This window comes from Bdellovibrio sp. HCB2-146, assembly GCF_047345725.1.
Lineage (GTDB): Bacteria > Bdellovibrionota > Bdellovibrionia > Bdellovibrionales > Bdellovibrionaceae > Bdellovibrio.
On record NZ_JBLEQP010000002.1, the window covers coordinates 211,472 to 223,642 of the forward strand.

The 12,171-nt window shown below is 45.6% G+C and carries 13 protein-coding genes; 6 read left to right on the forward strand and 7 right to left on the reverse strand.

Annotated features, from left to right (window positions below; translation table 11 throughout):
• Positions 1-18: 18 nt before the first annotated feature.
• The 3 genes from ACLWOR_RS11935 (at position 19) to ACLWOR_RS11945 (ending at position 2,234) form a co-directional block, all read left to right on the forward strand.
• On the forward strand, positions 19-834 hold the full coding sequence (locus tag ACLWOR_RS11935; RefSeq protein ID WP_413940965.1) for a hypothetical protein: 816 nt from the start codon (positions 19-21) through the stop codon (positions 832-834).
• A 3-nt stretch (positions 835-837) separates the two neighbouring features.
• Positions 838-1,272: a SufE family protein gene (locus ACLWOR_RS11940; protein WP_413940966.1), complete on the forward strand. Its 435-nt coding sequence runs from the start codon at positions 838-840 to the stop codon at positions 1,270-1,272.
• Between the two features lie 77 nt (positions 1,273-1,349).
• Positions 1,350-2,234: a trypsin-like peptidase domain-containing protein gene (locus tag ACLWOR_RS11945; protein WP_413940967.1), complete on the forward strand. Its 885-nt coding sequence runs from the start codon at positions 1,350-1,352 to the stop codon at positions 2,232-2,234.
• A gap of 82 nt (positions 2,235-2,316) precedes the next feature.
• Here the strand turns inward: ACLWOR_RS11945 and ACLWOR_RS11950 are convergent, their stop codons facing one another.
• Entirely contained in the window at positions 2,317-3,018 is a 702-nt protein-coding gene (locus ACLWOR_RS11950) for a YebC/PmpR family DNA-binding transcriptional regulator (RefSeq protein WP_413940968.1), read from the reverse strand.
• Between the two features lie 73 nt (positions 3,019-3,091).
• Here ACLWOR_RS11950 and ACLWOR_RS11955 point away from each other — a divergent pair, with 73 nt between their 5' ends.
• On the forward strand, positions 3,092-3,889 hold the full coding sequence (locus ACLWOR_RS11955; RefSeq protein WP_413940969.1) for a DUF455 family protein: 798 nt from the start codon (positions 3,092-3,094) through the stop codon (positions 3,887-3,889).
• On the opposite strand, the gene ACLWOR_RS11960 is transcribed toward ACLWOR_RS11955, so the two are convergent.
• The 4 genes from ACLWOR_RS11960 to ACLWOR_RS11975 form a co-directional block, all read right to left on the reverse strand.
• On the reverse strand, positions 3,890-4,756 hold the full coding sequence (locus ACLWOR_RS11960; RefSeq protein ID WP_413940970.1) for a polysaccharide deacetylase family protein: 867 nt from the start codon (positions 4,754-4,756) through the stop codon (positions 3,890-3,892).
• Between the two features lie 130 nt (positions 4,757-4,886).
• Positions 4,887-5,621, reverse strand: a complete 735-nt coding sequence (locus ACLWOR_RS11965; protein WP_413940971.1) for a pseudouridine synthase — start codon at positions 5,619-5,621, stop codon at positions 4,887-4,889.
• Positions 5,618-6,007: a 6-carboxytetrahydropterin synthase gene (locus ACLWOR_RS11970; protein WP_413940972.1), complete on the reverse strand. Its 390-nt coding sequence runs from the start codon at positions 6,005-6,007 to the stop codon at positions 5,618-5,620. The genes ACLWOR_RS11965 and ACLWOR_RS11970 overlap by 4 nt, the downstream gene beginning before the upstream one ends.
• Positions 6,004-6,750: an SDR family NAD(P)-dependent oxidoreductase gene (locus ACLWOR_RS11975; RefSeq protein WP_413940973.1), complete on the reverse strand. Its 747-nt coding sequence runs from the start codon at positions 6,748-6,750 to the stop codon at positions 6,004-6,006. Before ACLWOR_RS11975 ends, ACLWOR_RS11970 begins: the two co-directional genes overlap by 4 nt.
• A gap of 316 nt (positions 6,751-7,066) precedes the next feature.
• Here ACLWOR_RS11975 and ACLWOR_RS11980 point away from each other — a divergent pair, with 316 nt between their 5' ends.
• Complete coding sequence (locus tag ACLWOR_RS11980) at positions 7,067-7,837, forward strand: hypothetical protein (RefSeq protein ID WP_413940974.1); 771 nt, start codon at positions 7,067-7,069, stop codon at positions 7,835-7,837.
• A 12-nt stretch (positions 7,838-7,849) separates the two neighbouring features.
• A complete protein-coding gene (locus tag ACLWOR_RS11985) occupies positions 7,850-10,483 on the forward strand; it encodes a hypothetical protein (protein ID WP_413940975.1) in 2,634 nt (877 codons plus the stop codon).
• Between the two features lie 118 nt (positions 10,484-10,601).
• On the opposite strand, the gene ACLWOR_RS11990 is transcribed toward ACLWOR_RS11985, so the two are convergent.
• Together ACLWOR_RS11990 and ACLWOR_RS11995 are read right to left on the reverse strand one after the other, a co-directional pair.
• Complete coding sequence (locus tag ACLWOR_RS11990) at positions 10,602-10,820, reverse strand: hypothetical protein (RefSeq protein WP_413940976.1); 219 nt, start codon at positions 10,818-10,820, stop codon at positions 10,602-10,604.
• Positions 10,821-10,963: 143 nt separating this feature from the next.
• Positions 10,964-12,166, reverse strand: coding sequence for an EAL domain-containing protein (locus tag ACLWOR_RS11995; RefSeq protein ID WP_413940977.1), 1,203 nt, complete (start codon positions 12,164-12,166; stop codon positions 10,964-10,966).
• Positions 12,167-12,171: the final 5 nt, after the last annotated feature.

The following is a 12,171-nucleotide window of genomic DNA, read 5'->3' on the forward strand; positions in this document are numbered from 1 at the left end:
AGCATGCTATAAAACGGCATGCTTTTACGTCACCAGATCCCTGAAGTTTACAGCAAACTCTTGCCGCGCGAGATCCTTGATTTTGGTCCTGAAGAAACCAAAGCCACTTGTGATACGTGCGCCATGTCGCGACCTCGTCACCGTGGTAAAGTTCATTACCGCGAAGATCTGAAATGCTGCACATTTCATCCGTTCGTTCCAAATTACATGATCGGTGCGATCTTTAATGATCCGGCGGCAACTGAAGCTCATAAAATTCTCCGTGGTAAAATTGAACGCCGTGAATACTCATTGCCAATTGGAATGGTGGCGCCGGTGAGTTTTCAGGTCGAGTTCAATCAACGTCAAGAAGGTGATTTCGGTCAACGCGAAGATTGGCTCTGTCCTTACTTTAATCGTGAAAATTCCAACTGCAATATCTGGCGCAACCGCGGTGTGGTTTGTACGACATTTTTCTGCAAAAGCTCTTATGGCAAAGTTGGTTTGAAGTTCTGGGAGTCTTTGAATTCTTATTTGTGGTACGTAGAGTTAGCTCTTTTGGAAGAAGCCCTCGTTATGCTCGATTTTTCGCCTCGCCAAATCATGGACCTTCTTGATTATCACAATCGTCAGGACGGGACCGCAGCGGAAAAGAAATCCTGGAATTTAACAGAGAAGAAGGCCCGAGAACTTTGGAATGGCTATTTTGATGATCAAGAAGGCTTTTTTAAAAAGAGCTACGAAATTATCACAAAGTTAGATAAAAAGGCCTTCCACGAAATGATCGGGGAGCAAGGTTTGGATCTGGAAGAGCAGATCTTTGGACTTCTCCCTCAGTTAGTGAAAGAGAGTTAAGCCGTGAGTATTCATGATAGACAAGCAGCCGTGATCAATGATTTCTCAGCCCTTGAGGACTGGGAAGCTCGCTATCGCAAAATCATCGATTTGGGTAAGTCACTGCCTGATATTGACGCGTCACTAAAAACCGAACAGAACGCGGTTAAGGGATGCCAGTCACAGGTTTGGTTGCATGCAAGTTTGGATAATCAGGGTCATATGATCCTTCAAGGTGACAGTGATGCTTTGATTGTTAAAGGACTGGTGGCTTTGCTACTAAAAGTCTATTCCGGCTCGACTCCGTCGGAAGTTTTAATGACTCCGCCAGAATTTTTAAAGGCCTTGGGTTTCGAAGGAAATCTTTCTCCAAGTCGCGCGAACGGTCTTCATTCGATGTTAAAGCAAATTAAGCTTTACGCAGCGGCCTTCGATTATTTGTTAAAATCAAAAAAATAGTTTGTTTTTCTGCATCCTTTTCAAGAGACTTATATCTATGAGGGGATGATGTTCATGATGAACATCAAAAGGTGATTATGAAAAGGAATTCGTACGTTGCGAGTTTAAGTCTTGCGGTCGCTGCCACAATGTCTGTGGGTTTTGTTAACGTCACTCCAAAAGTCATCTACGGCGAAGACGGCCGTCATGAAATCTACGAAATTGAAAAAGCCAGCATCCGCGAAATCGCAGATTCAACTGTGGCTTTGATTCCGAAAGCAAGTTTGCAAGCAAGAGCGGGTGGAACATTTGAAATCCGTTCTGGTTCTTTCCAACAAGAAATGGGCGTTTGTTCTTCCGAACCATTTGCTCAGCAACCAGCTGCTGCCAACTGTTCAGGATCGCTTGTAGGTGCTGATTTGATTGCAACTGCAGGTCACTGTATGAGTAAAACAGATTGTGGTCGTTACTCTTTCGTTTTCGGTTATCGTATGAACAACGCCAGCGAAGCCAATATCTCTTTGCCAGCAAGCGAAGTTTATAACTGTAAAGAAGTGATCGCTCGTGAATACACAGGAAACCAAGACTACGCGCTTGTTCGTTTGGATCGCGCGGTGATCGGTCACCGCGTTTTGCAAATCTCTTCTCAACCTGTAACTCCGGGTGATGAAGTTTACGTTGTCGGTCATCCATCGGGTTTGCCAACGAAAGTAACTTTGGGCGGAACAGTTCGTTCACAACAAAAAGGTTACTTTGTAACAAATCTTGATACATACGGTGGCAACTCTGGTTCTGCAGTATTCAGTGCTGCAACTGACGAGATCGTAGGAATCTTGGTTCGTGGCGAAACTGATTTCAAATACTCTCGTGAAAATGGCAAGAGCTGCCAAATTTCTAATCGCTGCACAGAAGATGGTTGCCGCGGTGAAGATGTAACAGATATCTCTTACATCTCTGAAGCTTTGAGACAAGTCAGACACTAAGTTTGGTTCTTAAGAGAGAAAATAAAAAAGCCACAAGATCAACTTGTGGCTTTTTCTTTTTGTATTTAGTTAAAGTTAATAATTAAAGAGTGGCATAGACACGGTGAGTGTCGTCCATATCATCCAAATAGCCCAAGAACTCTTCGACGTCTTTTCTCTGTTCATCGGTCAACTCTGTCGGAGTTTTTGGAGTGAATGAGAATTCTGCTTTGGTGATTTTCCAACCGCGTTTTGTCAGAGCATCGCGAACGGCATCGAGATCTTCAGGTGCTGTATAGAACTCGTAAGATCCATCATCGTTGGCGTAAACTTCATTTGCGCCACCTTCGATGGCTTCTTCATCTGGATCAAACGTACCAGCTTTCGTACCTTCCAAAAGGCCTACGCGATCAAACATCCATGCAACAGATCCTTGCTCGCCCATGTTGCCCTCGTGAGATTTGAAAGCATGGCGCATATCTGGAGCTGTACGGTGTTTGTTGTCTGTTTGGCATTCTACGATCACGCCAACACCATGAGGGCCGTAGCCTTCGTAAGTGATTTCTTCGATCGCTTTACCGTCATCCAAAAGACCCGCGCCTTTTTTGATCGCGCGTTCAATTGTATCATTCGGGCAGGAAACTTTTTTCGCTGCATCGATTGCCAAGCGAAGTCGGGAGTTGGCGTCGGGGTCAGGGCCACCAGCTTTAGCTGCAACCGCAATCTCTCTTGCGAGTTTGGTGAATATTTGACCCTTTTGGGCCGCCTTTTCTACTTTGCCTGCGTTTTTCCAACTTTTTCCCATAGTTCCCTAATAAAACCATAGCCCCCGGGGGAATGTCTAGCCTCGGCACGCGACTTCATGTATAAAACCCGCCATGTTCACCCTCGATATCGCCCCTGTATGGGATAAAATTAAGCATATTCAGTCCTCCTGCGAAGAGGCCATGAAACTTAAAGAACCCGGCCTCGTCCCCTATGATCCCGTCCGCGATATCGAAGTCCTTCACGCGAAAAAACACCCACCTAAAAAGGGTTTTTCTACCGCAGAAGGTCAAGCCCGCATGCTTCACGATCTGGCCAATATCGAACTCCAAGCCATGGAGTTAGGTCTCCGCACCCTGGTGGAGTTTCCGAATGCTCCTCAAGGTTTTAAAGAAGAACTTTTAGCTGTCACAGTCAATGAAGCCGAACATTTAGCAATGTGCTTAGAGGGCATTGATAAATTGGGTTTCAAATGGGGAGACTGGCCCATCCACAATGGTCTATGGATGGCAACAAGCCGCGAGGACAATATCTTAGATAGAATTCTTATTGTGCACAGATATTTAGAAGGAAGTGGTCTTGACGCTGGAGATACTTTGATCCGTCGTCTTGAGGGAACTGAAGGAAAACACACAATCCAAAAAATTGTTAAGCAAATAAATTTCGAAGAAATAGGTCACGTCGACTTTGGTTCACGTTGGTATCGAGAGATCTGTTCATCGAAAGATATCGATCCTTCAGAAGACTTCCCGGCACGCATGGATTCCCTACGTACTCGGTTGCCGAAAAGGATCGAACCTCTCAACCATGTTTTACGTCGTAAAGCGGGCTTTACGGAAGCCGAGATTCGCTATTACGAAGAGCTGCGCTTGGATTTTCTTAAGCCAGCTCTTGAGTCTCAGAAAAACTAATTACTGATATTGTTCCATCGCGCGGATGTCATCCACAGTGATGAATTCGTAACCTTCAGCAATCAACTTAGGAATAAGTTTCGCTGACATTTGCACAGTTTGGATTTTCTTATCGTGCATCAAAACCACGCCACCTTGTTTGCGTGAAATCTCTTTGTAGTAACCAGCACCACAAACATCAACTGACAATGGGTAGATGCCTTTTTTAGAATTCGCGGTCCAGCAGTCCCAGTCAGCAGCTGTTGTGATTTCTGAAGCTGAACGAGGGCGTGTGCCACGCGGAGTGATCTCGCCACCTGCATCCCAGAAAACCGGACCGATGTATTCAGCCGCTTGTGGGATTGCATTTAATTTATCAGCGTGAGTTGCATTCCATGCTCCGTAAGGTGCGCGGAAATATTTTTTGTGCGCTGGATTCATGTATGGAGCGATTTGTTTGTCAGAGCCAACGATTTGTTTCCATAAAGCGTCTGCATCGCGCTCGTATACTTTTTCACGCAAGTTTTGGTGAGAGTAAGAGTGATTCGCGATCACGTGTCCATCAGCTCTCATGCGCTCAAGAGTTTTTTCTTGGCCACGAACTGATGCACCCAAGATGAAAAACGTAGCTTTAATATTGTATTGGCGGAGCACGTCCAAAAGCTCATCCGTCACGCCAGGAGTGGGACCGTCATCATAAGTCAGAGCGATCTTTTTAGTTCCACTCAAGTGGAAAGACGTGATGTTTTTCTTTTGGAAGAGGTTCGCGTCTTCCGCAGAGTTACCCTTTACGCCTTTGTCAGCGTCCGTGCACGATGCAAGAGCGACAGAAAGGGAAAGGAAGCCAACAGTTACAAGGTTCTTTATAGATACTGATTTGAAAGTCATTCAAAGCCTCATGTAAAAATGTTGATGCAAGATAACACGTGCTTGAGGCTTTTTGGTGAAATTACAGGGGACCATGAAGACTCTGCTTGATTGTCAAAACCTTAGACAGAGCCTAAATGTGAAATCGAACTTATAGCTCTTCGTCCTCTTCCAAGAAGCGCCATTGGCCTTCAGGGAGCTTTCCGAGCTTTAATTTTCCGATGCGGACTCGCTTCAGACCCACTACTTTGAGGCCCACAGCTTCGCACATACGGCGGATTTGACGTTTTTTTCCTTCTTTAAGGACAAAGCGCAATTGGTCTTCATTCAGCCATTCGACTTGAGCAGGCTTTAAAGGTTTGCCATCTAAAGAGAGGCCATGTCGGAGAAGTTTTAACTTGTCGTCGGGAAGATTCCCAACAACACGTACAAGGTATTCTTTCTCAAGCTTTGTTTCTTCGCCGATGATTTGCTTGGCAATGCGACCGTCTTGAGTAAAGAGCAACAATCCCTGAGAGTCGATATCCAGGCGTCCTGCAACGGCAAGGCCCTTCATATGTTCGGGTTTTAAGCGTATTTTGCTTGGACCAAACTGATTCTCTGGAGTGATCAATTTAATAGCTGGTTGATAAGGCGGCTCCGGTTGCGCGGAAACCCAACCTACTGGCTTGTTCAGGATAATAGTCGCCAGAGTCTTTTGTTGCTTCAGAGCCTTTGCTTCTAAAGTAACTTTGGCTTTCGGGGATACTTTTGTGCCCAGTTGATCAATGATCACACCATCCACGCGCACCAAGCCCTGCGCGATATACTCATCCGCCTCACGACGGGAGCAGATGCCTTTTTCGGCCATTAATTTCGACAAACGTACTTTTTCTTCATCACTCACGGTCGCATCTCCGTCCACAGGGTATCCATCTCATTGAGCTTCACAGAGCTGATTTTCTCTAGAGGCAGAACTTCTTTTAATTTCTCGAAAAAATAAAGAGAAATATTCTCCGTGGTAGGGATTTTATCCTGAAATTCCGGAACAACGAAGTTGAGGTGCTCATGATCCAGGCGGTGAGTGAGCGCTGTTAGGATATTTGAGTACATCTTACGATCTGCATGCAGCGTTGCCGGAGAGGTTTGAAAGCCGACCTCCAGGACATAGTTATGGCCATGTCCATATTGTGTGTGGCAACGACCAAAAACTTCCAAATTTTTTTCTTCGGACCACTGTTTTTGAGTATAAAAGTGTGCGGAGCAAAAAGGTTTTTTAAGATAAAGGATCATGCGAGATTAATTCCTCCATCAATGGCTAAAGCAGCACCTGTCGTCCAACTTGAGAGGTCAGAGCCCAAGAAGTAAATTGATTTCGCAATTTCATCAGGAGTTCCGATGCGACCCAGTGGTTGCAGGTTTTGCATGGATTCAAGAGCTTTGTTTTTCTCTGCTTCCGGTAAAGAATGAAATTGATGAATAGGGGTGTCGACGATTCCCGGGCAAATGGCGTTGGCGCGAATCTTATACGGGCCACCTTCTTGCGCCAGACACTGAGTCCAATTGATCATCGCTGCTTTCACTGCTGAATATGCCGATGTGCCGGCGGCTGGTTTAATTCCCAATGTTGACGAGACATTCACGATACTGCCGCCGCCGTGAGTTTTAAAATACGGGAAAAAGGCGCGTACGATGCGAACGGGAATCAACATATTGACTTCAAACTGCTTCATCCAAATTTCATCGGTGCCAGTTTCTGTTGTGTGGCGTTCAAAAATACCAGCATTGTTTACGAGCACTTCAATGCGATGAGCTTTATTCGTTAGCATTTCACTGAGGCGTTTATCTAAAGCCTTGGTATCGGTCATATCACAAGACATTAACGACGCTCCAGAGCGGCAGCGCATAGCCACCTCTTCCAAGCGTTCTTTGTTTCGTCCCATCAAATAAACGAAATAGCCGTTTTTAGAAAATTCAATGGCAGTGGCAGCGCCGATTCCGCTGCTAGCTCCGGTAATAAGGGCGGCTTTTTTCACGAGGGACCTTTCTGTGTACGACGTCGTTGAAACTGGCCTTATGCTAGCAAAAAGGCGGGCCGAAGAGAAGCTATGTCCTTGCGCGAAGCTTGTTCTTTAGGATTTAAATTCTTTATCTGTGGCGTGATTCTCTTCACGGCCTTCTGGGGCCATTTCTAATTTCACATTAATGTTATTTGCCGCGCAGTAAGTCCTGAATTCTGGATGTTCGGCGAGTCACGCGCTCCCTCCTTTGATCCTGTTAAATTACGAGATCTTTAGAGTTCTCATGTTTTCATTATAACGGCCCGATCAACTCAATAAGGAGCCCTCAATAATGAAGCTCGCAGCTCACGTTTTTGTACATTTCATTTCGCTGACGATCGCCCCTTTTGCATGGGGCGAGGATGTTATTTCATCGCTGCAAAATTCTGTTGGCATTCGTGGTGCGACCGCGATCACGGCAAACGAAGTCACAGGTTCAGGCTTTAATGCCAAGCAACCCGATACGATGATGTTGAACTATGGTTTGAATGTTAAAAACAAACCAACAGGTTCGTGGGTATTTATTATTTTTGATTATAATGTCACTTCTGGTCAGCAGAAAGTCGCGACAGGTTTGACGCCTTCCGAAGTTTCGGTACAACGACAAGAATATGCTCTTACGTTACTGTCAGAACCTTTTTTCTCCACAGCCTGGGGGCAAGTTCAGGCCAGCATTGGTTATAAGATGGTTGATTACAGTGTTGATGAAACTACACCGAACGTGGCGCTAACGAACTTAAATACCCGTGGTCCTACGGGTTCGTTAAAATTAAAAAATGATTTTGCCAATCAAACTGATTCTTTGGAGGCAGATCTTGAAATTTACTTCCCTCATCATATTCGAGAAAGTGATGTGACAACAGGGTCAAATCCCAGTGCACTGGGCGCGGAAGTGCAACTGAAGTTCAATCACAAGATCACGCCTCGATGGCAGCTCTCTTTGGGGCTCAACTATCAGTATGAAACAATACAGTTTGAAGGAACAGGTTCTCGCGGAACCGTGAATGCGACAGATGTAAGAACGCAATTCACGATCCCCATTGAACTCGAATATCTTTTTTAGGATGAAGCGATAATGGCACTGGCAAAACGAATTTTAATTCTGACTGCGATATTCAGCTGCCTCAACGGACTGCTGACAGGTTGCAATGGTTCCGGAGGCTCGGCTCATAATCTTGCAGACAGTGACCCGGAACCAACGCCTGCAGCGAATGAAAATCTTTGCCAAGAACCCGTTACTAAAGTTCTGGATTATGGGCGAAAAGCAACTGCGGGAACGACGGCAGGGCTTCGCGGTGCCTTTTCGGACGTGACATTGAATCCTGTGAGTTCTACCCCGTCTGTGGTCTTTACTGATACAGGTTCATTAACTTTAAACTACGGTTATTGGGACGGTTCAGAATTTAAATACGAAGTCGTCGCAGGTGGGGTGACAACAAATTTTCCGCGATTGGTTTTTTTATCTTCAGGAAAACCATTGATATTTTGGGCAAATGGAGCAACGGCTGTCTATATGGCAGCGCGAAATTCCGCAAGCACAACAACGGCTTCGGCATGGACTGTGACTGCGATTGAGACCGTTGCCACTATGACGACCAGAGCTGTTGAAGTTTCTGTGAATGAACTCGATCAAGTCGGTGTTTTGTATATCAGCGCTGTTGGAACGTTGGCTCGTTTTATTGGTTGCTCATCTGATTGCGATTCTGCTTCGAACTATGTCGGAATGGGTGCGATTGCAAATTCTATTTCAGCTACTGCAAGTGCGACGAATCATTCCGCCGATATTCAATGGTGCAATAATGGTTCTGACGTGTTTAAACCTTACGTCGTCTTTGGTGGAACTGCCAACTCTCAGATCGCTCGGTGTGCAAGCGCGACTCTTGCCGACTGCGCCCTTCCGGCCAATTGGCAAACAGCGGTTATCACGGACGGCACAGTTGCAACAGGTGCAAACCAAGTGACCACAAAGCTGTCCATTGCCAACACTGTGGATGCTCCCTTTCACGTGGTCGCAAAAACCTCCGCCAGCGGAATACGTGCTTATGCGCAGAATACGGGCGGATGTGCGACGGGTGCACTGACCTTCAGTGCGACGAGCAGACAAATTGTTGCAGGTGCCAATGTCGGCAATGCTTGGGGAAAACTTCATCGCGACAGTCAGGGACGTTTTCATTTTGTCGCCAATGAAGCACAAACAAACATTCGATATTTTAATCAATTGACGGGAGATCCGCTTGCCGCCTGGAGCACTGTCGGAAATGTTGAAACTGTTGGAGCAGCTGGGTTGCCTGCGGCCGGTGCCACACGAGGAAGTTTTGTTGTTGATGAAGGTCATGATCAATTGCTTATGACGTATGGACGAACAGCTGCTGTCACTCCAGCGTTGACGTGGGCAAATATGGTCTTAGCCTATAACACGTGTCCAAGTGGGGGAACTGGGTGTTTAACTTCGACTCTTGCTTCTCCTTCAAATGCATCAGGAATGGTCTTCGGTAATGCGCCTCTGAATTCGACGGGGCAAATCGGTTTGACAACAGCGCAATTTCCCAAAAGTGCCACTATCGAAAGTACAAGTGATGGAATTCCCGCTGCGGCTTACGTCGATTTTTCCGTAGGCTCTGCGACAACAGGTGTTCTAAAATATGCAATTAGAAATGGAAGTTCCGCAGCTAGCAGTTGGAATAATGTCACAGTTCCCGGTCCCGTCTCTCCACAATCGGTCAGTTTAAAGTTTGATCACGATGATAAACCTTGGATTGCCTACTACGATGCTTCCAGTCTACGTTATTTCTTAGCGACAAACACTCTGACTGATGGCACTGGTACGTGGAAGACTCATCAATTCCCAATTGGCGCTGTTGCTGCGCCAATTCTCCCGGGAGTGAATGCTGTCGCATTGGCGATGTCGTATACCCTGGGAAATGCCAAGCCCGTGATGATTGTTTCCAATGCAGGTTCGGTGGCTAAAACAGTTTCGACTGCTGTTTTTAATCCTGGTGCAGAAAATTGGACATCCGTTACTACGCTTGATTCTGGTACCGCTGTGACTTCTAAGCTTTCCACTGATTTTGATCGAGCTGGAAATTTGGTTCTTGCTTATTACGATACCACGAACAATGCCATTCGCTATTCAGGAAGTAGTAGTGGCGGAATCACATGGAGTTCTCCAGCAAGTGTGATTACGGCAAGTGGTGGGATGGGGCTAGAAATCAAATTAAACCCAACAAACTCTCGTCCCGCAATTGCTTTTTATGATCGTTCGGTTAATTTGCTTCGCTATCGCGAATGCACGAGTGACTTGGCGACTTGCCATCTCTCTGTCAACTGGGGAACTTTAGGTTCCGGTGTGATTGATAGTACGTTAGGTGTGAGTGGTTTAACGGCGGCAGCGACGGACGGACTTTTAAGTCTTGGATTGAATTTTTCTTCAGCTGGAAAAATTTGGCTGACGTTCTCGCGAGGCTCGTTATCGTCAAATGGCAGCTTGATGTATTCCTATACCTCTCAAACTTTCGGTGGCCTTTTTGTCACGGCTGCAGAACTTCATGCTGGTGCGAATGCAGTCATATCAAGTCCTGTGGCGGCGACACCGGCCAATTACGCTGTGGGTGGTTGGTCGGTCGGCTCGAGCTTGAGTTCAACCGGAGCTCTTCATTCGCTCTTCATCGGTCCTGGAAACTACCTCTACTATTCAAGCTGCGGAGAATAGCGTCTTTGCGCATTTAGGCGCTGCCTATTATCTAACGAGTTTTAAAAATAAAAAAAAAAGCCAGACTGGGAAGGTCTGGCTTTTAACGGATTTTGGAATTCTAAACAGGAACGAGAAACTAAGCCGCTTTTTTCGCAACGTAGTGATAATACTTTTTGTCAAAGTCAGAGCATTTCGCTCCTTCTTTCGTAATCAAACCTGCTTTAAACCAATCAAAGTGCTCAGCGCAGAAACCTGCTTTTTCAGATTTCTTTTTGCAGCCTTCGCCGCAGCAACGAGCAGATTCAAGAGAAACGACATTGTTTGGAATTTGTTTTTCGAACTTTTTGTCAGCCATTTAAGCGACCTCCGGTTGATGATCTTAAGCTGGTTCAATGTCTTAAGACATTAGACTTATCGGAGGAGTAAAAACGGACTTTAGGCTTTTGATAGAAGCTTGTGAAATCGTTCTATATTGAGACGTTTTTGAGCTGAAATGGATTAAAACTGAGAGATAAAGTCACGCAACGGAACTGGCTTGGAGAAAAGATAACCCTGTCCATAGCGAGCGCCCAAAGTTTCAAGAACCAGGGCCTCTTCATTCGTTTCGATGCCTTCTGCGATAATCTCGATGTCCATCGCGTGGGCCAAGTGAATAATGGAGCTGACGACGGCTTTAGATTTGGGATCATTTAAAAGTTTCATGACGAATGAACGATCGATTTTTAAGAAGCTAATAGGCATCTGAGTCAGATATTGCAGACCCGAGAAACCTGTTCCGAAATCATCAATAGAAAGCGCATAGCCTTGGTTATAGCACTGATTTAGAGCCTCCAGGGCAATAGCTCCATCCATCATCACTCGTTCTGTCATTTCAAGCTTGATGTTCTTTGTTTGCAGGTCATGCTTTTCACGAAGATCTTCAAGGTTGTTTACGAAATCAGAGTGAGTGAACTGACGGCCGGAAATATTAATACTCATCATGAAATCATCTGCTTCTTTATTGCGTTTATGAGAGTGCAGATGAGTTTGAATTGTTTTTAAATCTTTCAAAGCCTGATTGATAATCCAGTGGCCAATTGGAATAACCATTGAAGAGTTCTCAATGATGTCGATAAAAAGATTCGGCGAAACAATACCGCGAGTCGGGCTGTTCCAGCGAAGCAAGGCCTCACAGCCACTGATTTTTTTCGTTTTTAGATTCACGATCGGCTGATAGTACAATTCAAATTCTTTATTCTGAAAAGCTTGGAAAATTTGATTTTCCAACTTGATTTGCTCAAGGGCGCTTTCAGTTCCATCAGCACCGACACCTGAATTTTCAATCTCGAGTTCTGATACAGGAGCATTGGGATTTGTCGGGTCGTTACGACGACGCAGGCGTTTTAGTAGAACACGCATCAAAAGTTGCACGACTTTGTCGGCCGTTGAAACACGTTCCAAAACCTGTTGTTTTGTGACGATTGCCAAACGCACATCTTCAAGCGCACGCACAGATGCAGAACGAGCTTGGCTGTCAATCAGTGACATTTCACCAAAAATTTCGCCTTCGCCTAAAATCGTTAAGGGAATTTCTTCTTTATCGCGGGTAAGGTAAATAAGGACGCGACCTTTTTCGATAATGTATGCGCAGTCACCAGGGTCACCTTCACTGAATATGGTCTGGTCTTTTAGGATATCAACGGACTGCGTTTTGGTGGTCATAGTAA

What these genes read in the sequence shown, in the direction of transcription:
- ACLWOR_RS11935 (WP_413940965.1), top strand. Translation starts at nt 19, where the DNA reads ATGCTTTTACGTCACCAGATCCCTGAAGTTTACAGCAAACTCTTGCCG.
- ACLWOR_RS11945 (WP_413940967.1), top strand. Translation starts at nt 1,350, where the DNA reads ATGAAAAGGAATTCGTACGTTGCGAGTTTAAGTCTTGCGGTCGCTGCC.
- ACLWOR_RS11950 (WP_413940968.1), bottom strand. Translation starts at nt 3,018, where the DNA reads ATGGGAAAAAGTTGGAAAAACGCAGGCAAAGTAGAAAAGGCGGCCCAA.
- ACLWOR_RS11955 (WP_413940969.1), top strand. Translation starts at nt 3,092, where the DNA reads ATGTTCACCCTCGATATCGCCCCTGTATGGGATAAAATTAAGCATATT.
- ACLWOR_RS11960 (WP_413940970.1), bottom strand. Translation starts at nt 4,756, where the DNA reads ATGACTTTCAAATCAGTATCTATAAAGAACCTTGTAACTGTTGGCTTC.
- ACLWOR_RS11970 (WP_413940972.1), bottom strand. Translation starts at nt 6,007, where the DNA reads ATGATCCTTTATCTTAAAAAACCTTTTTGCTCCGCACACTTTTATACT.
- ACLWOR_RS11980 (WP_413940974.1), top strand. Translation starts at nt 7,067, where the DNA reads ATGAAGCTCGCAGCTCACGTTTTTGTACATTTCATTTCGCTGACGATC.
- ACLWOR_RS11985 (WP_413940975.1), top strand. Translation starts at nt 7,850, where the DNA reads ATGGCACTGGCAAAACGAATTTTAATTCTGACTGCGATATTCAGCTGC.
- ACLWOR_RS11990 (WP_413940976.1), bottom strand. Translation starts at nt 10,820, where the DNA reads ATGGCTGACAAAAAGTTCGAAAAACAAATTCCAAACAATGTCGTTTCT.
- ACLWOR_RS11995 (WP_413940977.1), bottom strand. Translation starts at nt 12,166, where the DNA reads ATGACCACCAAAACGCAGTCCGTTGATATCCTAAAAGACCAGACCATA.